Below are 24,803 nucleotides of genomic sequence, written 5' to 3'. Positions count from 1 at the left end.
TATATTCGTCATACTTCAAGTCACAGCGTTCGTTGTTGACTGCGTTTACTCGCATTAGTCACATACCTTTGTATACTTCTAGTCACTCATTTACTTGTCTCTTAGTCGTACCTTGAAATATTTAGAGTATAGAGTGATTAATTTGTTGCAACGTTTTTAGTGGATCATCACTACGTGTAATTGGACGCCCAATCACCATATAATCAACGCCTGCTGCAATGGCCTGCTCTGGCGTCATTACGCGACGTTGATCGCCAACATCGCTTCCTGCGGGGCGAATCCCCGGAGTAACTAATAAGAAATCATCACCACAAATTTGCTTAAAACGCGTTGCTTCATGTGCGGAGCAAACAACCCCGTCAAGACCACAAGATTTTGTCAGTAACGCTAAACGTTCTGCCTGTTCTGCGGGCGTCAATGTTATTCCCAATTCAATTAAATCAGATTGGTCCATACTGGTAAGTACAGTCACTGCCGTTAAAAGTGGTGCATCTTTACCAAATGTGGCAAGACTCTCTTTAGCAGCACGCATCATACGACTTCCACCACTCGCGTGTACATTGACCATCCATACACCTAAATCAGCGGCGGCAGCGACAGCTCTTGCAACAGTATTGGGAATATCATGAAATTTTAAATCTAAGAAAATATCAAACCCTTCTTTTTGTAATTGAGTCACAAATTGAGGGCCAAAACGGGTAAACATCTCTTTACCAATTTTTAAACGACACGATGAGGGATCAATACGCTGTGCAAAATCTAATGCACTTTTTTGGTCTTCATAGTCTAGTGCCACAATAACGGGCGCGCAGGTAAGCTCGGGCGATTTTTTATCACAATGAAATGACATTTTAGGGCCTTTATTTATAGAGAGACTATTAAAAAAGTGACATTGTCACTGACCATCTAAACCGCGAATAGGTTTAACGGTATCCCATGAACGACAGGATGGACAATGCCAATATAATGCATGAGAGGTAAAACCACATTTATGGCAACGGTAATCTGGTTTCGTGCGAATTTGTTCACCCACCATATAGCGCAATAAGATAAGGCTCTCTTTAGCGCGTCCTTCTTCCGCTTCTGCTAAATGGTAACGCATTAAACGATAGAACAAGCGCATGGTTGGATGACGCTCTAATTGACGATTAATGTATAACTGAGCCGCTTCAATACCTTCTTTAGCTTCAATAATGTCAGCAAGGTAAAGCTCAGCAATCGCACCACAATTACTATCCACACATTGACGTAAATAAGTTTCCCAACGAGAAATATCGTCGCCTTGAGCTTGGAAACATTCAAAAAGCATAGGCAAGGTTTCGCTGACCATCTCTTTATCTTGCTCAATAACTTTCATCAGCATATCAATGGCTTTTTGTTTCTCATCACGGGCAATATAAATACGACCATACATAATGGAAACACGAGCACAGAGGGGATCAGCTTGCCCTGCTTTTTGTAAGAAATTAAGTGCACTATCAAGATTATCACTGCTCATTTCTTGAAGTGCCAATTCACAATAAAAATGTGAAATTTGTTCTTTTAATTCATGCTGGCCTAATTTAACCAATTTTTCAGCCGTTTCTATGGCTTTTCCCCAATCACTGGTTAACTGGTAAATAGCAAGCAAAGATTGTAGTGCACTTTGACGAAATTCTTGTTCATCAATAAGTTGCTGAAACATATTTTCAGCACGATCATAAACCCCCGCCGCGACATAGTCACGACCTAACTGTTGAACAGCAAGTAGACGTTGATCGAAAGAAAGCGCAGCACTCTCCATTAGCGATTGATGGATACGAATAGCACGTTCGACTTCGCCACGAGAGCGAAAAAGATTACCTAAAGTAAGATGAGCTTCAAATGCAGAGCTATCTTCTTTAAGCATTTCGAGAAAAAGATCAACGGCTTTATCTTGTTGATCAGAGAGTAAAAAGTTAACACCCGCCACATACTCTCGTGACAGGCGATCGGCGTTCTGCTGTTTGTCCTGTTGAGCGCCACGACGCCCCATATACCAGCCGTAAGCCGCAGCGACAGGTAATAACAGAAACAGCAATTCTAGCATCAACTATCGTCCTTATTTCGTAGCAGAAGCAACCGTTGGGCGACTTTCTTGGTTTTCTTGTTTTGTTTGGGCGCTTTCAAGACGTTTAATTTTACGTTTTGCTCGGCCTAGTGATAAACGTACACGTAGATAAAAAACACCACTTACAATCCAGCCTAGTACAAAACCCACTCCAAACAAAGTCGCTAACAAGGTAGAAATACGATATTCGCCTTGAGCAATAAGGTAATTAAATGTGACCACCTGATCGTTATTTGTGCCTAAAGTCATGGCAATCACCACGATGGCAAGAACAAGAATAACCAAAATAAAAAGTAGGACCTTTTTCACATTATTTCCTTTTTTATTCTCTTTTCTTTAGTAGACAGATAAAGGTAGCATTTTCACTGCGCACAAAGAAAGTCATTTCTTAGAATCATCTGATTTTCGTATATTTTTTCACATAAATATCGAAAAAGACATTCTGTATCTCAAAAATAAGGGTTATCGTCAGGATTTGAGCAATAAACGACGCTCAATCACCTTAAATGCACACAAAACCAGCACTGTGCTGATTAGAATACCGACAATCACATCAGATGCCCAGTGCATTCCTAATACAATACGCCCCACCGTGACATCAATTCCCCATAATAACCCGAGTGACGCTAAAAAATAATGACGACACAACATAAAAAGGACAAAAACAAATAACGCGAGTGTGGCTGAAAATAAACTATGACCAGACGGAAAAGCATAACCCGTTTCAGCTTTCCAATGTTTAAGTTGCCATTCAGGGATCACCGGTGAGTTAGCTAATCCATTTTGGAGCCATTGTTCTCGCTCAGGCCTTGATACTTGATAAAAAGCCTCAGTGCTAATGTGCAAATTTTCACTCACCCAAACAACATAAGGGCGAGGCTCTTTTACTGTATTTTTGACTGCAACCTTAATTAATTGCCCAATAGATAATGTAGCAATAATTATTACAGCTAATTGAATAAAATGGTTGCGTTTTAATTTCAAAGCCATAAAGAGCAACGCTAACAAAACCATCATTGTCACAAATCCCCAAGGTTTTGCTGCACTATTTGCTATCCATAATGTACTTATCCCCCCTAAAGGGTGATCAGTAGGTTGCCATTTCCAACCCAATATCAACACTGCACTTGGTATGATTAAGAGCAACATACTACCTAATAGAATCAACTTTGTTATTTGCCTATTCAATATATTGCCTCTTCTTAAATACAAATATTATCTTCCTCTCACCGCTAAAGATTATCAGTATAAACGATGCAAGTTTAGCAATAAATCATTATGCAAGAAGGTGCAAAATCTGATAATTTGTAGTGGTGTGAATGTATAAGTGTGTGTTACCCAATTCCTTGCCTATCAGACATGGAAGCATTTCAGTGTTTTATTTCTCTTTGTTCTCGTTATAAAGTGTATAATCTTGAACGAGAGTTTCACCTGAAATTATGAGTCAAAAATAATGAAATTAAGACGTATCGCAGAAGCAAAACTACCTACTCCTTTTGGTGAGTTTTTAATGGTTGGTTTTGAAGAAATCGCAACAGGAAAAGATCATGTCGCCCTTGTTTATGGCGATATTTCAGGCTCAGAGCCCGTGTTATCTCGTATTCATTCAGAATGCTTAACGGGTGATGCTTTATTTAGCCTACGTTGTGATTGTGGTTTCCAACTTGAAGCTGCGCTTTCACAAATAAGCAAAACAGGTCGTGGCGTATTACTTTATCATCGCCAAGAAGGCCGAAATATTGGATTACTCAATAAAATACGAGCTTACGCATTACAAGATAAAGGATTAGATACCGTTGAAGCGAACCTTGAGTTAGGTTTTAAAGCTGACGAACGCGATTTTACCCTTTGTGCTGATATGTATAACCTATTAGGTGTTCATGAAGTTCGATTATTAACCAATAATCCTAAGAAAATTGAAATCATGAAAGCAGCAGGCATTAATGTTATCGAGCGAGTTCCTTTGATCGTCGGACGTAATCCAAGTAATGCACATTATCTTGATACTAAAGCCGATAAAATGGGCCATCTTTTATTTAAGAAAGCGCAATAATAAAGTAACAGCACAGCATTAATTATTTTCCAATCCGAGCTTGAATTGCTCGGATTTTTTATTTAGTCCTTTTATTCTATTAGCTTGCAAATTCATTCACTATTCATTTTTCTTTTCTTGCCTCTGATTTCACGTCTTTTTTATCATTAAATTATATCATGTGAAAATTTGTCATATGCGATTTCATTGACTATCCATCGGTTCCTAAGTTATTTATTAATAAATAAATTTTGATAGGAATGCATTATGCCATTACATTTTTCTGGTAGGATTTTCGGCGCGCTATTATTAGCAGGAACATTATTAACAGGCTGTGATAATAGCGATAAAAACAGCTATTCAATCAAGGTTGGTGTGATTAATGGTGCTGAACAAGATGTGGCTGAAATTGCCAAAAAAGTCGCAAAAGAAAAATATGGCTTAGAGGTTGAATTGGTGAGTTTCAGTGGTTCTTTATTGCCTAATGATCCCACGGCCAATAAAGAACTTGATGCCAATGTTTTTCAACATCGCCCTTTTCTTGCCCAAGATAATCAATCTCGTGGTTATAATTTAGTCGCAGTGGGTAATACCTTTGTTTTTCCAATGGCGGGCTATTCAACTAAGATTAAACATCCTTCGGCGTTAAAATCAGGCGATACTATTGCAGTTCCTAACGATCCCACCAATTTAGGTCGAGCATTACTGTTATTAGATAAAGAAAATCTTATTACATTAAAACCCAACAGTGGTTTATTGCCTACGGCTATCGACATCATAGATAATCCACTTAAACTTAACATTATGGAGCTAGAAGGCGCGCAATTACCACGAGTTTTAAACGATCCAAAAGTGACTGTTGCTATTATCAGTACAACTTATATCCAGCAAATTAATTTATCTCCTACCAAAGACAGTATTTTTATTGAGGATAAAAACTCGCCTTACACCAATATTATTGTGACAAGAGAAGATAACAAAGACGCTGATAATGTGCGGGATTTTATTAAGGCTTACCAATCCCCCGAAGTTGCCACAGCTGCTGAAAGTATTTTTAACGGTGGCGCAATACAAGGCTGGTGATTGTTTATTAGATCCTTTATGACATAACAAAAAAACGCCCCATTATTTTTATAATGAGGCGTTTGATTTATAACAACTAAACTGAATTAAAGCATATTACGAATAACATAATGCAAGATGCCACCATGTTGGAAATAGGCTAATTCAGTTTGAGTATCAATACGGCAACGCGCCATAATAATTTCAGTACGATTATCGGCGAAAGTAATATTAACCGCGACATCTTGGCTCGGTATTAATGCATTCAGCCCAGTGATCTCAATTTTTTCATCACCTTTTAAGCCCAATGTTTGACGAGATACCCCTTTAGGAAACTCTAAAGGTAAAACCCCCATACCGATTAAGTTAGAACGGTGAATTCGCTCAAAAGAGCCTGCGATAACAACTCGCACACCTAATAAACGCGTTCCCTTCGCGGCCCAGTCTCGGCTAGAGCCTGAACCGTATTCACTACCAGCAATAATCGCCAGTGGCGTATTTTCTTGCTGATAACGCATTGAAGCATCATAAATAGCCAGAATTTCACCCGTTGGAATATGCTTGGTAAAACCACCTTCTATTCCTGGCACCATTTCGTTACGAATACGAATGTTGGCAAATGTGCCTCGCATCATGACTTCATGATTACCGCGTCTTGAGCCATAAGAGTTAAAATCTTTTGGCTCGACACCATGTTCACGTAAATAACGTCCAGCGGGACTATCTATCTTAATATTACCAGCAGGTGAAATATGATCCGTTGTCACCGAATCACCTAAAATAGCTAAAATACTGGCTTGATGAATATCTTTAATCGGAGCCGGCGTTTTTGACATTCCCTCAAAAAAAGGAGGATGGCGAATATAGGTAGAGTCGGGTTGCCAATCATAGACGGGTGTATCTTGTGTTTGCAGTGATTTCCATGTCTCATCACCTTCAAACACGGCGGAGTACTCTTTATGGAACATCTCTGTTTTAACTTTCTCAACAGCATCAGCAATCGCTTTACTGTCAGGCCAAATATCTTTTAAATAAACGGGAGCCCCCTGTTTATCTTTACCTAATGGCTCTTTAGTAAGATCGATATTCATATTTCCTGATAAGGCATAAGCAACCACTAAAGGTGGCGATGCTAACCAGTTGGTTTTCACTAAGGGATGAATTCGACCTTCAAAATTACGGTTGCCGGATAATACAGCCGCAATAGTTAAGTCATTATCTTTAATCGCACTTTCAATCGGTGCTAATAAAGGCCCAGAGTTGCCAATACAGGTTGTGCAACCATATCCCACAAGATTAAACCCTAACTCATCAAGATAAGGCGTTAATCCTGATAGATTAAGATAATCCGTGACCACTTTAGAGCCAGGTGCCAAAGAAGACTTAACCCAAGGTTTACGCTGTAATCCTTTTTCTACCGCATTTTTAGCCAGTAACCCAGCAGCCATTAAGACATTAGGGTTGGATGTATTGGTACATGATGTGATCGCCGCAATAACGACCGCACCATCGGTTAACTCAAATGCAGGATAATCATCAATTTTTACTTGAGGAAACTGCACCAGTGGTTTCTTATTGGTTTCAAGATCGACTGCCGCTTTAAATGCCTTAGGTACACTTGATAAATTAACTCTATCTTGAGGGCGTTTAGGCCCTGCAAGGCTCGCTTCAACAGTTCCCATATCTAGCGATAATGTTGACGTGAAGATAGGTTCATCACCGGTATGTCTCCATAGACCTTGCTCTTTACTATAGGCTTCAACAAGTGCAATCTCTTGTTCTTCACGTCCTGTTAAACGCAAATAATCAAGAGTGATATCATCTATTGGGAAGAATCCACAGGTCGCGCCATACTCTGGCGACATATTCGCTATTGTTGCACGATCAGCTAAAGGTAATGACGCTAAACCATCGCCATAGAACTCCACAAATTTCCCCACAACACCATGAGCGCGTAACATCTGTGTGACGGTTAAGACCAGATCAGTTGCCGTGATCCCTTCACGTAATTTTCCGGTCAGTTTAAAACCAACAACATCTGGAATTAGCATAGAGATAGGTTGGCCTAACATTGCGGCTTCTGCTTCAATGCCTCCTACCCCCCAACCTAACACGCCAAGACCATTGATCATTGTGGTATGAGAATCCGTACCAACTAAGGTGTCAGGATAAGCGACATGACGTCCATTCTGCACTTCAGACCAAATAGCTTTACCTAAGTATTCAAGATTTACCTGATGGCAAATTCCTGTACCCGGCGGCACGACACGAAAGCGTTCAAAGGATTGCTGCCCCCAACGTAAAAAAAGGTAGCGCTCATAGTTACGCTCCATTTCAATTTCCACATTTTCAGCAAACGCATTTTTACTGGCATATTCATCAACCATAACAGAGTGGTCAATCACTAAATCAACGGGTGATAATGGATTAACTTTATCCACTTGCCCACCCAATGATTTCACCGCTTCACGCATAGCGGCTAAATCAACAACCGCAGGTACACCTGTAAAATCTTGCATAAGCACCCTTGCAGGTCGATACGCAATTTCACGCGATGTATGAGCTGTTTTTTGCCACTCAACGAGTGCCTTAATATCCTCATCAACAACAGTATCATTGTCGAGATAACGCACTAAGTTTTCTAGTAACACCTTCAGAGATTTAGGAAGACGGGTAATATCGCCTAATTGGCGGGCAACTTCAGAAAGACGGTAGTACTCATATTCTTGAGATCCGACTAAGAGCGTGGCATGGCTCTCTTTTTTCAAACGTAACGACATAGCTCCTCCTTCTTATTTTTATACTGACAGCATGTTTAAACTATCAAAATAGGTAAGGTTATTTATTAAACATATCATATAACGCTAAATTTCGCTTAAAGACCACACAATTTGTTAACGCAATGTTATGACTGTCATAGTGTTAATAAATTTTAGTCTCTAAATTTTTGCTTAATGAGGTTTTAATGATGGAGGTATAACTGCGTAAGGATAATATTTATGAATAACAAACAATCTGATTTACTAAAAAACATTATGAATGCCGATCACTATTTTGCGGAGCCTATTACTCCCCCTTTTCCGCAAACCTTATCGATGAATGCATTACATTCGCAAAATATAAAAGATTCAGAAGGATTGGTGCAATTTATCATCGCATCACCAAAACCTTTTGAGCCTTCCGAAATAGAAAAAATGTCACAACTTAAAAATATTCAAATTGGACTCATTTCTATTATGGCAAACCATCTTGCCGCATTAAAAAAAGAGGATAATGAAGCCTATTATCGCCCCGAACATTGGTTAGATACGCTCAACCATTTACCACTTCTAGGACACAATAAAATCGAAACAAAGAAATTTCATAAACAAACCTTTGATTTTTCTGTTGCTCAAGCGTTTATTCAATTATTACTAGGCGCTGCAATCAATGCGACCTCTCCTGCACTTGGAGAATTTATTGATTTTTTAAATTCCCAAGGACAAAAAATAGAAATCGGATTACGAAAATCATTAGATAGCTATCAAACAATAACTATTGCGGGGATCACGGAGATACTCAATCATAATAATCATCTTATTTTTGTTCCAAAGCTGAAAATTTTGAGCCTACGTTTTTCTTATCAATCAGCAAAAATGCTACTCGCCAGTTGTATAGGTCGCAAATTTACCCTCTCTTTAGAGTACACCACCATTACCTCTGTTTTTGATGCGAGCGCACTTGATGATCCACTGATTAATCAGCAGTTTTATGACTTTTTAAATAAATATCGTCAGCTAAGTATTGCAAAATCAGATGCTTTTTTTAGTGGGGATTTTTATTTGAAATGAGTGATCACAAAAATTAGGTTTATGAACACGCTTGAAGGCGGGAACGACCCGCCTTTCAGTATTACACTAGTGGTAATTCGATATCTTTAAATAACGCTTCAATCTCTTCGTTAGTCCGCAACGCAACAGCTTGCTCAATCAAATTACGCGTAAGATGTGGTGCAAAACGCCACATAAAATCATACATATAGCCACGTAAGAAACCACTACGACGAAACGCAATTTTAGTGGTGCTATAACTAAATTTATCACGCATATCAATGGCAACTAAATCGCTATCGAGTACCGGATCAAATGCCATACTGGCAATGACACCGATACCTAAATGCAGTCTCACATAAGTTTTAATGACATCCGCATCGGTTGCAGTGAAAACAATTTTAGGTTTTAACCCTACTTTACCAAAAGCATCATCAAGATCTGAACGTCCTGTAAAACCTTGGGTATAAGTAACGATATCGTAACCCGCAAGCTCTTTTAACGTCACTTCTCGTTTTTGCGCCAGTGGATGATCTTTTGAAACCACCACAATACGGTTCCAACGATAACAAGGTAGCATCACTAAATCGTTATAAAGATGCAGTGATTCGGTCGCGATCGCAAAATCACTTTTACCTCTGCATACATCTTCAGCAATTTGCGTCGGCGAACCTTGGTTCATATGCAATGAAACATCGGGATAACGCTCAATAAAACCTTTTATTACGGGAGGTAATACATAACGAGCTTGCGTATGCGTTGTTGCAATCGATAATGAGCCTCTATCTGGATAAGTGTGTTCACCTGCAGCAGATCGAATAGCTTCTGTTTTTGACAAAATCTCTCTAGACAGCCTTACAATTTCTTCACCCGCAGGCGTCACATGCGTTAGATGCTTACCACTGCGAGAAAATATTTGTATACCTAGCTCATCTTCTAACATGCGAATTTGTTTACTTATTCCCGGTTGAGATGTATACAAACGCTCTGCCGTGGTCGAAACATTTAGATCGTTATTCACCACTTCAACGATATAACGCAACTGTTGTAATTTCATGGAGAGGCTATCCCTTCAACAAAAGACTTATTATTCCGTTATTCTATTTATATTCATATAACTAAAAAGAATAATAAAGATGTAATATATAACCACTATATCACTTATTTCATTTCGGTCTAACGTAATTAATAGCGTTATTTAGATTTTGTTATATCAAATAGTTATAAGCTATAAATAAGCATAAAAAAAGCCGACCTCATCTGTCAGCTTTTATTTCATAATACTGGTAGCGCTAAATTATTTAATCACACCACATGCCATTCTTGCACCCCCACCACCAAGCGCAGCAGGATCATCAGAATAGTTATCGCCACCCACATGCACCATAATTGCTTTATCTTTCACTTGATCAAGCTTAGTGAGTTTTGGCGCTAATACAGCGTAATCAGCAACACCTTTGTCATTCACAACTAATCCGGGTAAATCACCTAAATGCCCATCTTTATTATAAGGACCCAAGTGAACACCGACTTTTTCAGGATCTAAATGCCCCCCTGCTTTTAAAGCCGGTACCGGTTTACCCTCTTTCATATCCGGCTCACAAGAACCATTGGCATGAATATGAAAACCATGAATACCCGGTGTTAATCCGGTCAGTTTTGGCGTAAATAACAGCCCGTAATCAGTTTCAGTGATAGTGACAACACCAATATCGTTGCCTGCCCCCGTCGGTAAAGCTTCTTTTAATGTGACATCTAACGTCGCAGCACTTGCCACAGAAGTAAAGAGTAAACCAGATAGTAACAAAGGTATCAGCTTCATAGTATCTCCGTCTTATTATTAGCAAAGTAAAACATCAGACAAATAGAAATTAACCATTAATACTGTTGCAGTGTATTTAATTAGCATACCTTCTTAATACAAAAAAGCGACTAACTCTCATTAGTCGCTTTTTTATTTATCACGTCATGCCAATATTATTTGGTTTTTTCAACCCATTTGCCATCGACATAAAACGCAGACCAGCCTGTAGCCTTGCCATCTTTCTCTGAAGAAACATATTGCTGTTTTGTTTTACGACTAAAACGCACAATAGTTGGGTTTCCTTCAGGATCAGCCACCGGAGCTTCTGCTAAATAGCGCATTTTCTCTGCTAAACGGTCTTTAAAACGAACCAGCTCTTCTACTTTTGGTGCGCGCGTTTCTCTTGATTTAGGGAACGTGTTTGCAGCCAAGAATACACCAGCAGCCCCGTCTCGTAAGACAAAGTAAGCATCTGATTTTTCACATGGCAATTCAGGAAGTGGAACGGGATCTTCCTTCGGTGGTGCAATTTCACCGCTTTTTAAGATCTTACGGGTATTTTTACAGTCATCATTAGTACAACCCATGTATTTACCAAAACGCCCCATTTTCAGGTGCATTTCAGCGCCACATTTATCGCACTCAATAACTGGACCTTCATAACCTTTTAAGCGGAATTCACCCTCTTCAACTTCATAACCATCACATGCAGGGTTATTACCACAAACATGTAATTTACGATGAGTATCAATCAGATAACTGTCCATTGCAGTACCACATTTCGGGCAACGACGACGTGCACGTAATGCGTTAGTTTCTGCATCTTCCCCTTCAAGAATATTTAATAATTCGTCTTCAGGGATAAGGTTAATGGTTTGCTTACAACGTTCTTTAGGCGGTAAAGCATAACCTGAACATCCTAAGAATACGCCTGTTGTCGCCGTTCTAATTCCCATATGACGAGAGCAAGTTGGACATTCAATTGACGTGATCACCATTGGGTTTGGTCGCATTCCACCTTCTTCAGGATCTTTTTCAGCAACATCTAATTGCTGACTAAAATCGGTGAAGAATGCATCTAATACCGCTTTCCAGTTTTCTTCATTATTAGCAACATGGTCGAGGTGATCTTCCATTTGCGCAGTAAAATCGTAATTCATTAAATCGCTAAAATTCTCTTCTAAGCGATCGGTTACAATTTCACCCATTTTTTCTGCATAAAAACGACGGTTTTCAACTTTCACATAACCACGATCTTGAATAGTCGAGATGATAGATGCATACGTTGAAGGACGGCCAATACCGCGTTTTTCTAATTCTTTAACTAAAGTCGCTTCGCTAAAACGTGCTGGTGGTTTAGTAAAGTGCTGAGAAGGTTCTAATTCAGCTAAAGCCAGTTTTGCCCCTACATCAACAGCAGGTAAAGTTTTATCTTCATCTTTATTACGCATCGCAGGCATGACTTTCGTCCAACCAGCAAAACGTAAAGTACGACCTTTAGCACGTAGTTTATAATCACCTGATTCGACTGTTAATGTGGTTGAATCATATTTTGCTGGTGTCATTTGACAAGCAACAAATTGATTCCAAATCAGTTGATATAAACGTTTGGCATCGTTATCCATATCTTTTAAAGATTCAGCGATAACGTTGATATCAGAAGGACGGATAGCTTCGTGCGCTTCTTGAGAATTTTCTTTGCTCGAATAAACATTTGGCTCCTTCGGCAAATATTTAGCACCAAAATTCTCATTAATATAATCACGTGCCATCTGAATTGCATCTTGACTCAAGTTAGTTGAGTCAGTACGCATATAGGTTATATAACCTGCTTCATAAAGGCGCTGAGCTAGCATCATCGTCTTTTTCACACCAAAACTTAAACGCGTACTTGCCGCTTGTTGTAAGGTTGATGTGATAAGTGGTGCACTTGGTTTGCTTGATGTTGGTCTATCTTCACGATCTTTTACCGTGAAGGTCGCATGTTGTAATGCGTTAACTGCAACCTGTGTTTCATCGGAAGAAACAGGGTTGAAAGCTTTATCATTATAATGCGTGACTTCCATACGCAATGGTTGCTCATCAGGCGTTAGCAGTGATGCATGTAATTGCCAATACTCTTCAGGAACAAAGGCTTTAATTTCACGCTCACGTTCAACTAAAAGACGCACAGCAACGGATTGCACTCGACCTGCAGATAATCCACGAGCCACTTTTTTCCAAAGCAAAGGTGAAACCATATAGCCCACAACACGATCCATAAAGCGACGTGCTTGTTGCGCGTTAACGCGATCTATATTTAACTCACCCGGAGTTTGGAAAGCTTGTGTAATGGCATTTTTAGTGATTTCGTTAAAAACCACTCGACTAAATCGTTCATCATCACCGCCGATAACTTCGCGTAAATGCCACGCGATAGCTTCTCCTTCGCGGTCAAGGTCCGTCGCGAGATAGACATGATCAGCTTTCTCAGCCAATGCTTTTAGTTCAGCCACGACTTTTTCTTTGCCGGGTAGAATTTGATAGTTCGCATTCCATCCATTATAGGGATCAACCCCCATACGGCTGACTAAGGCTGATTTCTCATCCTTTTTAACTTTTTTCACGCCTTTCGTGGCGGATGAGTTTTCGCTCTTCTGGCTGCCAGAACCACTCTTTGGCAAATCACGAATGTGACCCACGCTAGATTTAACTACGTAGTCATTGCCAAGATATTTATTGATCGTTTTGGCTTTAGCCGGGGACTCCACGATAACAAGAGCTTTACCCATAATTACCTTTACCTAATTAAACTTTGTTATGACGGTATCGTTTAATACCCTCAACTAAAAAAATGTTTAAAATCTCTTTTTTATATTGCGTTAGTTTTGCAATATATCAACCTGTTTTTATTCAAAGCTTTTGTTTAAGCTCAAAACTCATGACTTTTTTTGAGGTATTTTAATCACCTCACTGCTTTGATCGAGTACAGGCAAATCATTGTTTGCTACATATATAGAGTAGCTAAGCTTTTAAAAATGCCACACTCTACCTGATAAAAAGTGAGGCGCAACAAATTATTTTTCTAAGGAGCACATATTATGTCAACACAAACTACACCGATTACAACAGAGATGCTACTTGAAAAAGCGAATAAAATCATATGTGAACATGAAGATTATTTACAAGGAATGCGTGCTGATTCGGTTGAACAGAAAGATAATGTCCTCGTATTTAAAGGTGAATTTTTTTTAGATGAACAAGGTTTACCGACTGCTAAAAGCACAGCAGCATTCAATATGTTTAAGCATTTAGCTCATGTGTTATCTGATAAATACCATTTAGAATAAGTCTTCTTCATGATTATTTTTATTTAATCACTGAAGTAAATTACTTTACTTTTTCTCGATAACAAAAAAGCGACGTTACTTGCCAGTTATTGCATTCTTTTAAATGCCAATAGCTGGCATAATTAAACAAAAATAAAGAATAATAATTCAAACTACTTATAATGCTGTTTTTTTGTCGCATCTTAACTCATGATTACACTTACCTATCAATACAATCAGCAATATCCATTATTTTTATTCTCTATTTACGGCTATATTAAGACCTCCTAGAAAGAGGAAATATTTACCCTGTTGTTGTTATAAGCAATATCAATTATTTCTTTGATTGCCAGTGAATTTTTCACTGGCTTTTTTTTTCCTTATCGAAATAAAAGCTTTTAAAATAGAAAGTTAGAATATTTATCGGAAATGTTTAGGAATAGTGATTGGAGTGTGATTGGGTAAGAAAGGATGATATCAGCGATAACCTGTATCACTGATATCATTTATTGCGTACTTATTGGCTTATAGCAGCGGTTTTTTACTTCTTTGTACCCAACGCATCATCAGTTTATCAATGCTTTCCATTGCGCCGCCTGTAACACGTTCAACCATTTTCTTTTTAGTAACATATTGGACAGAGAGAACTTCAAAATCATTAATATGATCGATCAACCAATCATCACTCACACCAACTTCATCAATTAAGCCTCTATTTAGTGCTTCTGAGCCGTACCAATATTCACCAGTTGCAACACTATCGATATCAAGTTGAGGGCGATATTTATGCACAAATGATTTAAACAATAGATGCGTTTCATTTAAATCTTGCTTAAATTTCTCACGACCTTCTTCGGTATTTTCGCCTAATAAGGTCAATGTGCGCTTATATTCGCCAGCCGTATGTAACTCAACATCAATATCATTTTTCTTGAGTAAACGGTGAATGTTGGGGATCTGGGCCACAACACCTATCGAGCCAATAATCGCAAATGGCGCAGCAACAATTTTATCAGCCACACATGCCATCATATATCCCCCGCTAGCAGCCACTTTATCGACAACCGCAGTCAGTTTAATGCCCTTTTCTTTTAAGCGTGTTAATTGAGCTGCTGCTAATCCATATCCGTGAACCATGCCACCGGGGCTTTCTAAACGCAGTAATACTTCATCACCTGCTTGTGCAACAGAAAGAATAGCACTGATTTCTTCACGTAATGCCCCCACTTCGTGGGCATCCATGCTACCGTTAAAATCAAGCACATATAAACAAGGTTTTACAACGCCTTTTTTACCTTCTTTTGCATTGTTTTTACTCTGTTTATTCTCTTTTTTCTGCTGCTTTTTAAACGCTTTATACCAGACTTTTAATTCAGCATCGTCCATTTTTGCTTGTTGCATAACGCGCTGTTTTTCTTCATAAGCTTCAGCAAGATCTGTGACTCTTAATGTCCCTTTACGATTTTGCTTCTTGTTTCCAATCACAACGAAAAACAACACGATAGCGATAATCGCCACAACAACAGTGACAATTTCTGCTAAAAACAGTCCATATTGCAAAATATACTCCACAAAGACCTCTTTTTAAGGTTAATAACACTGACTAAAACCAATATGCCTAGTTTAACGAAATTCTGCTTTAGCGCCAGTAACAAAGGCATGATTATGTTTAATACCATAAAGAAAACAGCCATAAATTGTAAACAAAAAGTCAGACTAAACTGGTCGCTAGACAAATAAGACGTTACACTTTATTTACTTTTTACTAGACAGGATATCAATATGTTGCAATATCAACCCGATCATAGCGTGCTAAAAGATAAAATTATTCTAGTAACGGGTGCTGGTGATGGCATAGGAAAAGAAGCCGCACTAACTTATGCGCAATATGGCGCAACACTTATCTTATTGGGCCGTACGCTATCAAAACTTGAAGATGTTCAAGAAGAGATCATCACATCAGGTGGCCAACAACCCATGTTATATCCACTTGATCTACTTACAGCAACCGAGAATGATTTTCAGCAATTTGCTGATACTCTCGTTAAACGCTTCCCTCATCTTGATGGTGTATTACAAAATGCTGGTTTATTGGGTGTTGTTGAGCCGATCATTAATCAACCGAGTAATCTTTGGCATGACGTTATGCAAGTCAACGTTAATGCAACATTTATGCTCACAAAAGCATTATTACCATTGATGCTCAAAGCACCTCATGCAAGCCTTATTCTCACCACATCGAGTGTAGGTCGCCAAGGTCGTTATGGTTGGGGCGCTTATTCTGTGTCTAAATTCGCAACAGAAGGCTTTATGCAGGTACTTAATGAAGAATATAACGAAAGTACTTTGCGTATTAACTGCATTAATCCTGGTGGCACTCGTACCGCAATGCGAGCAAGTGCATTTCCAGATGAAAATGCACAAAAACTGAAAACACCTAAAGATTTGATGCCGTTATATCTCTATCTGATGAGTGATGACAGTATTGATGTGAAAGGACAATCTTTAGATGCGCAACCCGGTCGTAAAGCTGGTCCTGCTGAATAACATAATGTAAGTTTGAGGTAGTCCAATGAGTGATGCACAACACCAAAAACGCCAACAACGCTTAAAAGAAAAAGTAGATACCCGAATTGAGCAAGCTCAACGAGAACAAGGTATTGTGATAATTTTCACCGGTAATGGTAAAGGAAAAACAACAGCAGCTATGGGAACAGCGACCCGCGCAGTTGGTCATCAAAAAAAGGTCGGTGTTGTGCAATTTATTAAAGGTACTTGGGAAAACGGTGAACGTAACCTACTGGAACAATTTGGTGTACCTTTCTATGTGATGGAAACGGGATTTACTTGGGAAACTCAAGATAAAAGTACAGATACAGCGGCCTGTTTAAATACTTGGCAATATGCACTCAAACTGCTTAATGATCCAGAATACGATCTGGTTATTCTTGATGAAATTACCTATATGATTAGCTTTAACTATTTGCCATTAGATGAAGTTCTTTCAGCTATTAGCTCTCGTCCTTCCCATCAAAATATCATTATTACCGGAAGAGGATGCCATAGAAAATTAATCGAGTTAGCAGATACCGTGACAGAAATGCGTCCTATTAAACATGCTTTTGATAGTGGGATAAAAGCACAAAAAGGCATAGATTGGTAATAATCTTTTACCTCTTATTCAATTATCTGAAAAATGAATAATTATTTATATTAAAACTGGCTCACTTAATATGCCAGCACCAAATATGCGCCCTGTTTCATTCATCAGTTTTAAATAGGCTTCTTTATCATCGAATATATCATTTTGTATTTGTTGACTATAAACCATAGCCATTGCCATTATATGAAAATGATATTCATTATAGTAATTTTGCTTTTCATTCAGATCACGTGAAGCTAAATAGGAATTGGTGACTTTATAAATACTTTTAGCTTCTTTCAGCATTTCGCTATTATTAAACTCAATATGACTCAATGTCGGAATAAAATCATCTGTCCGCGTGTTTTCATCATTTATCCAATTGTATTTATCTTTTTCTTTATGCGCTTCTAATAAATTACGTCCTGAATAAACATGAATACCATAGGGCTTTCTTGATATAAAATCTTGAAACTCAGACTGGGAAAAACACTTAGTTAATACATTTACCACTCCCTTATTACTCCAGTTAGGTAAATAAGTCGGAATAGGTTCATTTAAAGGAACTTCACAGCGGAAAACATTATTATCAATAAACATAGCATCAGAACTATTAATAGCGCCATGCACAAGCTGACCATCAATCCAAACGGAACGCATTGTTAAGTACAAATGCTCACTGTCTTCTTTAGGAGAAAATATAGAAGTAAAACTATAGTAGATTTCCCTAGATGGGTTAATTATTCCGCCATGATTACCAGGATAAATCATAAAGGTTTTCTTTTTCCCATCAGCATCAACTAATACATGCTTCCCATTCTCTAATTTTATTTCTTTTACTTCACCTGTATTTAGCCAAAAAGAATTATTATCAATTAGAAAGACTAACGGTGTTGTTTTATTGTTACTAATGTAAAACACGCCAGATTGTGAATTTAAATTAGTCGCTGGCTCACAACCCGTAGTAAGAGTAGTCGCACATAACATAGTTGTTAAATAAAAAGAACGATGCATATATCGCGTATACCTTATCGTAAAATATACAAATAAAATATTATTTAATAAAAATGACTTCTCATCTCATTAATCCGTGCATCATAGTTTTATTTATGAAAAAAAGAAAGTCATCAAAAAAATAAGCACCCTATTTCTATGAGTGCTTATTTATAAAAAATGATATTTTAATTTAAAATAATAAATAATTATTCGCTAATTACTTTTTATTTCCTGCTGATTGGCGACGACTTGACGCTCTTTTAGCAGGTGATGTTGAAGTACGTGTTGATATTTTAGTATGACGCTTAACCGCACGACGGATCTGATTCGCTTTGATGCGACGCTGATCTTTTTCTACTGCAACTTTTGTTACTGTTTCGTCATTTAATTCAACTAACTGACGTAAATAGTTGATTTGATCTAATCCAAGCTCAACCCAGCCACCACGCGGTAAACCTTTTGGTAAATCAATATCACCGTAACGAACACGAATAAGACGACTGACTTGTACACCAACAGCTTCCCACATACGGCGAACTTCACGGTTACGCCCTTCGGTAAGTGAAACGTTGTACCATTGGTTAATCCCTTCACCACCACGGTAAGAAACAGAGCGGAATGAAGCTGGACCATCTTCTAATTGTACACCACGCGTTAATTGACGAATTTTCGCATCATCAATTTCACCAAAAACACGGACAGCGTATTCACGCTCAACTTCACGGCTAGGATGCATTAAACGGTTGGCTAATTCACCATCTGTTGTAAATAACAGTAATCCACTAGTATTCACATCGAGACGGCCCACTGCAATCCAGCGTGCATTGTTAAGGCGAGGAAGACGTTGGAAAACCGTCGGACGACCTTGTGGATCACTGCGAGTACACAATTCACCTTCAGGTTTATAATAAGCAAGCACACGGCAAACCTCTTTTTGTGCTTCACGGATATTTAGAATGCGGCCATCTAAGCGGATTTTTGCTGTAGTGGTGACATCAATACGATCACCTAATTTCGCTTTTGTACCATCAATGCTGATACGTCCTTCTTGAAGATAGCCTTCAATTTCACGACGAGAACCGTGGCCAGAACGAGCAAGGATTTTTTGTAATTTTTCAGTGCGTTGCGATTTATCGCTCATGAAACAACCTCATGTGTCGCCTTCACAGGCGTCATAAAAATAGAATTAATTTTTAAAAATCAATTAAATAAAAATAACCCATGTTTATTAAAATAAGAAATAAACACAGGTTTATTGATTCAATAGTGAACAATCTTGATGATTTTTTACATCAACTTTCTACATCAACATTGTGATAAATAGTGACGATAAAACGATGTTGGCAAAACCTAACGGCAACTTAACCGTTTGTCTACAGATCGAGTTATTGTGTTTAGCGTGTAAAATACGCGTTGATATAACCGATTTCAAAAAACAAGCACCGTAATTTTTATCGCAATGTATAAATTTAACACAAGCGATAAATCCCTTCACCTTTTATCTCTTTATCTCGTGATAAATTTCTTCACTATCGAGCCTTTTGCGCCCAATTCAGTTTAATCAGCTCAATGGACTTACTGAAATGGCGTAATATCACCCGTGCCTTCACGCACGATAACGGGTGTATCTTCTGTTAAATCAATTACCGTTGTCGGTTTTTGTCCTAAATAGCCACCGTGGATCACCAAATCAACTTGTTTGCTTAATAAATCTTCGATTTCTTCCGGATCAGACTCAGCAAAATCATTGCCCGGTAAAATCAGGCTTGTAGACATTAATGGCTCACCAATATTTTCTAACAATGCCAATGCAATAGGGTTAGAAGGAACACGCAAGCCTATAGTTTTACGTTTATCATTCATCAAACGCTTTGGTACATCTTTAGTCGCTTTTAAGATAAAGGTGTAATTACCGGGAGTGTTATTTTTTATTAAACGAAATACAACATTATCTACATAAGCGTAATTGGCAATTTCTGATAAATCACGGCACATCAGTGTGAAATTGTGGTTTTTATCTAATTGGCGAATACGACAAATTCGCGTCATTGCATCTTTATTTTCTAAACAACAGCCAATCGCATAACCAGAGTCTGTTGGATAAATCACTACACCGCCTTTGCGTAAAATATCAGCACTTTGTTCAATTAAACGAGCCTGCGGATTATCAGGGTGAATATAAAAAAGTTGGCTCATACATCCCTCAACAAATTTCTAATGTTACTCTTGCCATAGCGACCAAACTGGTTCTACGCCACTGGGCAACCATAAATTACGCCCCAATTCTATCCACGAGCAAGGGCGATGAAAATCAGAACCTAACGAAGCTTTTAACCCATAAAGTTGCGCTAATGCCGCGTGTTGTTCCCGTTCTTGTGGTGGTTGTTGGCATTGTGCCACTTCGATTGCATCACCACCTAATTGTTTAAAATAAAACGTTAAGCGTTTTAACCATTTAGAGGATAGACCATATCGTCCCGGATGCGCTAATACTGCAACGCCACCAGCCGCATGAATTGCTGTGACAGCGTCACCAATTGAGCACCACTGTGGTGGCACGTAACCTGTTTTACCCTTCGCTAGATAACGTTTAAATACTTTATTAACCGAAGCAACATGCCCTTCATTCACAAGAAAGCGGGCAAAGTGTCCTCTTGTCACTTGTCCACCCTGTGCTAAGGTTTTTGCCCCTTCAAATGCATTTGCAATACCCGCTTTTTCTAATCGCTCACCTATCATTATCGCACGAGTTTCACGACATTGACTTTGTGATGAAAGGAGCGCCTTCATTGCGTTATGGTTGATATCAATATTCAATCCAACAATATGGATTTCTATATTCTCCCACAAAGTCGATATTTCGACACCTGATATCAGGGTAAGAGGCAGATTTTTTTCTGCAATATAATCATTAGCAGGAGTCATCGCCGCCGTTGTATCGTGATCAGTAATCGCTAAGACATTAATTTGACGCTCTATCGCTCTGTCCACCAATGCTTCTGGTGAAAGCTCGCCATCTGACGCGGTAGTGTGGCTGTGCAAATCATAAATCACTCTTAAATCAGATAGCACTTCTGTCATCGCTTTTCCCTTTTCATCTTAGCAAGATAATAATTTTTAAAGAGTATGCCATAAAGTACTTGACGAACCTAACGCAATCCAGTTTACTAGTACACAACACGAGCTAGTCTATTAACTTATTATCTGTCGTTAGCTGTAAGGAGATTTTATGAATATCAATCAACGTCTTATCGCTCTTTGGTGGCGCAATACTCTTTTATGGGCGGTTTGATCTCCTGCTTCACGTCAGTGATATCTAAAACCCGCCTACGCGGGTTTTTTTATGCATTAAAAACAATTAGTAAAAAATAATATAGAGCGATAATAATGAATACATCACTTGCATTCTCATTTAATACTAAGGCAACGCCACTACCTTACTACAGCGAACCTGCTTTACTTTTCAATACTTTATGTGAAAACAAACATCACACATTGTTGTTAGAATCTGCACAAATTGACACTAAAGCAAACTTAAAAAGCTTGTTAATTGTTGATAGCGCATTACGTATCAGTGCAGTAAAAAATCAAGTTACTATTGATGCATTAAGCGTTAATGGACAAGCTTTATTGCCTGCATTAAAAATCGCACTAAAAGAAAAAGCCATCTTAATACAACAAAGCGATAAACAGTGTGTTTTCACTTTTTCGCCACCTGCACAAAATATTGATGAAGAAAGCAAATTAAAATCAGCCAGCGTATTTGATGCTTTACGCTTCTTCCTTGCTAATAAAGACAATAAAGATGCTAATGCTATTTTTGTCGGCGGTTTATTTGCTTATGATTTAGTCAGTGGATTTGAACCCATTCCTGAATTAGACACCGTTTTTTCATGCCCTGACTACTGCTTTTACTTAGCAGAACAATTGATTGTGATCGATCATCAGAATAAAGATAGCCAGTTAATTTCTATTGCTTTTACTGATGATGAAACAGAGTATCAGCGCCTCACTTTACGACAAACTGAGTTAATTTCGCTGGCTAAACACCCCTTAAAACAACCTATTCGCCGTGCTTTAACAGCAGCAGAGTCAACAATACAAGACAATATGGATGATAAAGGTTATGGCGATATTGTTGAGGTAATGAAAACCTATATTCGTCGTGGTGATATTTTCCAAGTTGTTCCATCTCGCCGCTTTCAAGTTGCTTGCCCTTCACCACTTGCCGCTTATCAAGTGTTGAAAGAGAAAAATCCAAGCCCTTATTTATTCTATATGCAAGATGCTCTGTTTACGGTATTTGGCGCATCACCAGAAAGTGCATTGAAATATCAAACAAACGATCGCCAAATTGAAATCTATCCCATTGCAGGAACTCGTCCAAGAGGACGTAACACAGATGGTTCGATCAATGCAGATTTAGACAGTCGAATTGAACTTGAAATGCGCACGGATACAAAAGAGCTTTCTGAACATTTAATGTTAGTTGATTTGGCTCGTAATGATTTAGCGCGTATTTGCCAAGCTGGTAGCCGTTATGTTGCGGAATTAACAAAAGTTGACCGTTATGCGTTTGTCATGCACTTAGTCTCAAGAGTCGTCGGAAAGTTACGTGATGACTTAGATATTTTTCATGCTTATCAAGCTTGTATGAATATGGGTACGTTATCGGGTGCGCCTAAAGTTAGTGCAATGCAATTGATTGCTCGTTATGAAAAAACAAAACGTGGTAGTTACGGTGGCGCTATCGGCTATTTCACTGGCGCAGGCGATTTTGATACTTGCATAGTTATTCGCTCTGCTTATGTTGAAAATAATATTGCAACTATTCAAGTTGGTGCCGGAATTGTGCTTGATTCAGATCCTCAAATGGAAGCTGAAGAAACACGTAATAAATCCCAAGCTGTCATCAACGCTATTTTACAAGCTCATACTGATACACAACTGCAGGAGGCTTGCTAATGGCGACTATCTTACTGCTCGATAATATCGACTCATTTACTTATAACCTTGTCGATCAATTACGTAGCCTTGGCAATAACGTTGTGATTTATCGCAATAGCGTCACTGCCGATTTTATTGAACAAAAATTACGTGAACTCGATAACCCGATTTTACTGTTATCTCCGGGGCCAGGAGCACCTTCACAAGCAGGCTGTATGCCTGAACTGTTAAAACGTGTATTAGGCACATTACCTGTGATTGGTATTTGCTTAGGCCATCAAGCCATTATTGAGGCTTATGGTGGCAAAGTTTCCTCATGTGGAGAAATCTTACACGGTAAAGCGACATTCGCTGAACACGATAACAGCGAAATGTTTTTGAATTTACCTAACCCTTTGCCCGTTGCTCGTTATCATTCGCTTTCAGGAGAACAAGTTCCAGAACAACTCATTATTAATGCTTGGTGCGATAACACTGTTATGGCGGTGCGTCACCGTCAACATAAAACCTGTGGTTTTCAGTTTCATCCAGAATCAATTTTAACCACAAAAGGCGCACAACTTTTAGAACAGACAATCGCATGGGCATTAACTCCTAAAGGAGACGCATAAAATGGAAACTATCTTCAACAAATTATTTAGCGCACAACAGTTAACATTAGAAGAAAGCCAAACACTGTTCAGCGCTATTATTCGCGGTGAGTTAACGGAATCACAATTAGCGGCTGTTTTGATCAGCATGAAAATGCGTGGTGAACATCCTCAAGAAATCGCGGGTGCAGTGCGTGCATTACTTGAAAATGCACAGCCCTTTCCTCGTCCTGATTACACTTTTTGCGATATTGTCGGCACTGGTGGAGATGGATCCAACAGTATCAATATTTCAACAGCAAGCGCATTTGTTGCGGCTGAAGTCGGTATCAAAGTTGCTAAACACGGCAATCGTAGCGTATCCAGCCGCTCTGGATCTTCCGACTTATTAGCGGCATTTGGGATCCCTTTAGACAGAAGTGCCGATGATGCACGCCAATTACTAGATGAAGTGGGTTTATGCTTTTTATTTGCACCTCAGTATCACAGTGGTTTTCGTTTTGCGGCACCGGTTCGCCAACAACTGAAAACACGCACGTTATTTAATGTATTAGGCCCATTGATAAACCCTGCTCGCCCGCCATTAGCCTTAATTGGTGTGTATAGCCCAGAATTATTGATACCTATCGCAGATACATTAAAAGTTTTAGGTTATGAACGTGCGGCCGTTGTTCACAGTGGTGGAATGGATGAAGTTTCACTACATGCACCGACTCAAGTCGCTGAATTACGTAATGGTGAAATTACTCGTTATGAACTGACACCCAGTGATTTTGGCCTTCGCCCTTGTGCCATTACTGATTTAGAAGGTGGTACACCTGAAGTAAACCGTCAATTATTAGCAGATTTACTACAAGGTGAAGGAAAAAGAGCACATACCGAATCTGTTGCAGCTAATGTCGCTTTATTAATGCGTTTACATGGGCAAGAAGATTTAAAAATGAATACTGAAGTTGCTATGCACGCCATTTATAGCGGTAAAGCAATAAATCGTGTCACCGCATTAGCAGCAAGAGGATAAGCG

20 protein-coding genes and 1 pseudogene are annotated in these 24,803 nt (G+C 38.8%); 8 read left to right on the top strand and 13 right to left on the bottom strand.

Going from position 1 to position 24,803, the window contains the following annotated elements; all coding sequences use genetic code 11:
- Nucleotides 1-121: 121 nt before the first annotated feature.
- From pyrF to pgpB, 4 genes are all read right to left on the bottom strand, one after another.
- The gene (gene pyrF, locus B6258_RS11200; protein ID WP_099075320.1) at nucleotides 122-850 is read right to left on the bottom strand and encodes an orotidine-5'-phosphate decarboxylase; all 729 of its coding nucleotides are present in this window, start codon (nucleotides 848-850) and stop codon (nucleotides 122-124) included.
- Nucleotides 851-895: 45 nt separating this feature from the next.
- Nucleotides 896-2,068: a lipopolysaccharide assembly protein LapB gene (lapB, locus tag B6258_RS11195; RefSeq protein WP_099075319.1), complete on the bottom strand. Its 1,173-nt coding sequence runs from the start codon at nucleotides 2,066-2,068 to the stop codon at nucleotides 896-898.
- A 12-nt stretch (nucleotides 2,069-2,080) separates the two neighbouring features.
- Complete coding sequence (locus tag B6258_RS11190) at nucleotides 2,081-2,338, bottom strand: LapA family protein (RefSeq protein ID WP_231128925.1); 258 nt, start codon at nucleotides 2,336-2,338, stop codon at nucleotides 2,081-2,083.
- Nucleotides 2,339-2,557: 219 nt separating this feature from the next.
- Nucleotides 2,558-3,277, bottom strand: a complete 720-nt coding sequence (pgpB, locus tag B6258_RS11185) for a phosphatidylglycerophosphatase B (RefSeq protein WP_099075318.1) — start codon at nucleotides 3,275-3,277, stop codon at nucleotides 2,558-2,560.
- A 265-nt stretch (nucleotides 3,278-3,542) separates the two neighbouring features.
- Here pgpB and ribA point away from each other — a divergent pair, with 265 nt between their 5' ends.
- Together ribA and B6258_RS11175 are read left to right on the top strand one after the other, a co-directional pair.
- Nucleotides 3,543-4,142, top strand: coding sequence for a GTP cyclohydrolase II (ribA, locus tag B6258_RS11180; RefSeq protein WP_023582272.1), 600 nt, complete (start codon nucleotides 3,543-3,545; stop codon nucleotides 4,140-4,142).
- 246 nt (nucleotides 4,143-4,388) lie between these two features.
- Entirely contained in the window at nucleotides 4,389-5,204 is an 816-nt protein-coding gene (locus tag B6258_RS11175) for a MetQ/NlpA family lipoprotein (protein ID WP_099075317.1), read from the top strand.
- Between the two features lie 86 nt (nucleotides 5,205-5,290).
- On the opposite strand, the gene acnA is transcribed toward B6258_RS11175, so the two are convergent.
- On the bottom strand, nucleotides 5,291-7,963 hold the full coding sequence (gene acnA, locus B6258_RS11170) for an aconitate hydratase AcnA (protein ID WP_099075316.1): 2,673 nt from the start codon (nucleotides 7,961-7,963) through the stop codon (nucleotides 5,291-5,293).
- 219 nt (nucleotides 7,964-8,182) lie between these two features.
- Here acnA and B6258_RS11165 point away from each other — a divergent pair, with 219 nt between their 5' ends.
- Nucleotides 8,183-9,013 (top strand): hypothetical protein, encoded by an 831-nt coding sequence (locus B6258_RS11165; protein ID WP_099075315.1) that lies wholly within the window; start codon nucleotides 8,183-8,185, stop codon nucleotides 9,011-9,013.
- Nucleotides 9,014-9,074: 61 nt separating this feature from the next.
- Here B6258_RS11165 and cysB read toward each other — a convergent pair whose 3' ends face one another.
- The 3 genes from cysB to topA form a co-directional block, all read right to left on the bottom strand.
- Complete coding sequence (gene cysB, locus B6258_RS11160; RefSeq protein ID WP_023582276.1) at nucleotides 9,075-10,049, bottom strand: HTH-type transcriptional regulator CysB; 975 nt, start codon at nucleotides 10,047-10,049, stop codon at nucleotides 9,075-9,077.
- Nucleotides 10,050-10,289: 240 nt separating this feature from the next.
- Nucleotides 10,290-10,814, bottom strand: coding sequence for a superoxide dismutase family protein (gene sodC / locus B6258_RS11155; RefSeq protein ID WP_099075314.1), 525 nt, complete (start codon nucleotides 10,812-10,814; stop codon nucleotides 10,290-10,292).
- A 155-nt stretch (nucleotides 10,815-10,969) separates the two neighbouring features.
- Nucleotides 10,970-13,567, bottom strand: a complete 2,598-nt coding sequence (gene topA, locus B6258_RS11150) for a type I DNA topoisomerase (protein WP_099075313.1) — start codon at nucleotides 13,565-13,567, stop codon at nucleotides 10,970-10,972.
- A 309-nt stretch (nucleotides 13,568-13,876) separates the two neighbouring features.
- On the opposite strand from topA, the gene B6258_RS11145 reads away from it, so the two are divergent.
- Complete coding sequence (locus B6258_RS11145) at nucleotides 13,877-14,125, top strand: YciN family protein (protein WP_099075312.1); 249 nt, start codon at nucleotides 13,877-13,879, stop codon at nucleotides 14,123-14,125.
- A 504-nt stretch (nucleotides 14,126-14,629) separates the two neighbouring features.
- On the opposite strand, the gene sohB is transcribed toward B6258_RS11145, so the two are convergent.
- Nucleotides 14,630-15,676 (bottom strand): protease SohB, encoded by a 1,047-nt coding sequence (sohB, locus tag B6258_RS11140; protein ID WP_099075311.1) that lies wholly within the window; start codon nucleotides 15,674-15,676, stop codon nucleotides 14,630-14,632.
- A gap of 213 nt (nucleotides 15,677-15,889) precedes the next feature.
- Here sohB and B6258_RS11135 point away from each other — a divergent pair, with 213 nt between their 5' ends.
- Nucleotides 15,890-16,651, top strand: coding sequence for a YciK family oxidoreductase (locus B6258_RS11135; protein ID WP_196566073.1), 762 nt, complete (start codon nucleotides 15,890-15,892; stop codon nucleotides 16,649-16,651).
- Between the two features lie 25 nt (nucleotides 16,652-16,676).
- Nucleotides 16,677-17,267, top strand: a complete 591-nt coding sequence (cobO, locus tag B6258_RS11130) for a cob(I)yrinic acid a,c-diamide adenosyltransferase (protein WP_099075309.1) — start codon at nucleotides 16,677-16,679, stop codon at nucleotides 17,265-17,267.
- A gap of 45 nt (nucleotides 17,268-17,312) precedes the next feature.
- Here the strand turns inward: cobO and B6258_RS11125 are convergent, their stop codons facing one another.
- From B6258_RS11125 to rnm, 4 genes are all read right to left on the bottom strand, one after another.
- On the bottom strand, nucleotides 17,313-18,260 hold the full coding sequence (locus B6258_RS11125; protein WP_099075308.1) for a hypothetical protein: 948 nt from the start codon (nucleotides 18,258-18,260) through the stop codon (nucleotides 17,313-17,315).
- Nucleotides 18,261-18,459: 199 nt separating this feature from the next.
- A complete protein-coding gene (rluB, locus tag B6258_RS11120; protein WP_099075307.1) occupies nucleotides 18,460-19,383 on the bottom strand; it encodes a 23S rRNA pseudouridine(2605) synthase RluB in 924 nt (307 codons plus the stop codon).
- A gap of 434 nt (nucleotides 19,384-19,817) precedes the next feature.
- Nucleotides 19,818-20,438 carry an L-threonylcarbamoyladenylate synthase gene (locus tag B6258_RS11115; protein WP_023582284.1) on the bottom strand — a complete coding sequence of 207 codons (621 nt, stop codon included), beginning with the start codon at nucleotides 20,436-20,438 and terminating at the stop codon, nucleotides 19,818-19,820.
- 24 nt (nucleotides 20,439-20,462) lie between these two features.
- Nucleotides 20,463-21,323, bottom strand: a complete 861-nt coding sequence (gene rnm / locus B6258_RS11110; RefSeq protein ID WP_099075306.1) for an RNase RNM — start codon at nucleotides 21,321-21,323, stop codon at nucleotides 20,463-20,465.
- Nucleotides 21,324-21,629: 306 nt separating this feature from the next.
- Between rnm and B6258_RS11105 the strand changes: the two genes are divergently transcribed.
- Nucleotides 21,630-23,207 carry an anthranilate synthase component 1 gene (locus B6258_RS11105; RefSeq protein WP_099075305.1) on the top strand — a complete coding sequence of 526 codons (1,578 nt, stop codon included), beginning with the start codon at nucleotides 21,630-21,632 and terminating at the stop codon, nucleotides 23,205-23,207.
- A pseudogene (gene trpD, locus B6258_RS18625) lies at nucleotides 23,207-24,800 on the top strand (bifunctional anthranilate synthase glutamate amidotransferase component TrpG/anthranilate phosphoribosyltransferase TrpD). Before B6258_RS11105 ends, trpD begins: the two are co-directional and overlap by 1 nt.
- The last annotated feature ends 3 nt before the right edge of the window (nucleotides 24,801-24,803 follow it).

The organism is Proteus alimentorum (genome assembly GCF_002607735.1).
Lineage (GTDB): Bacteria > Pseudomonadota > Gammaproteobacteria > Enterobacterales > Enterobacteriaceae > Proteus > Proteus alimentorum.
Note: the sequence above shows the minus strand (reverse complement) of the source record. Positions and strands in the feature narration are given on the sequence as shown.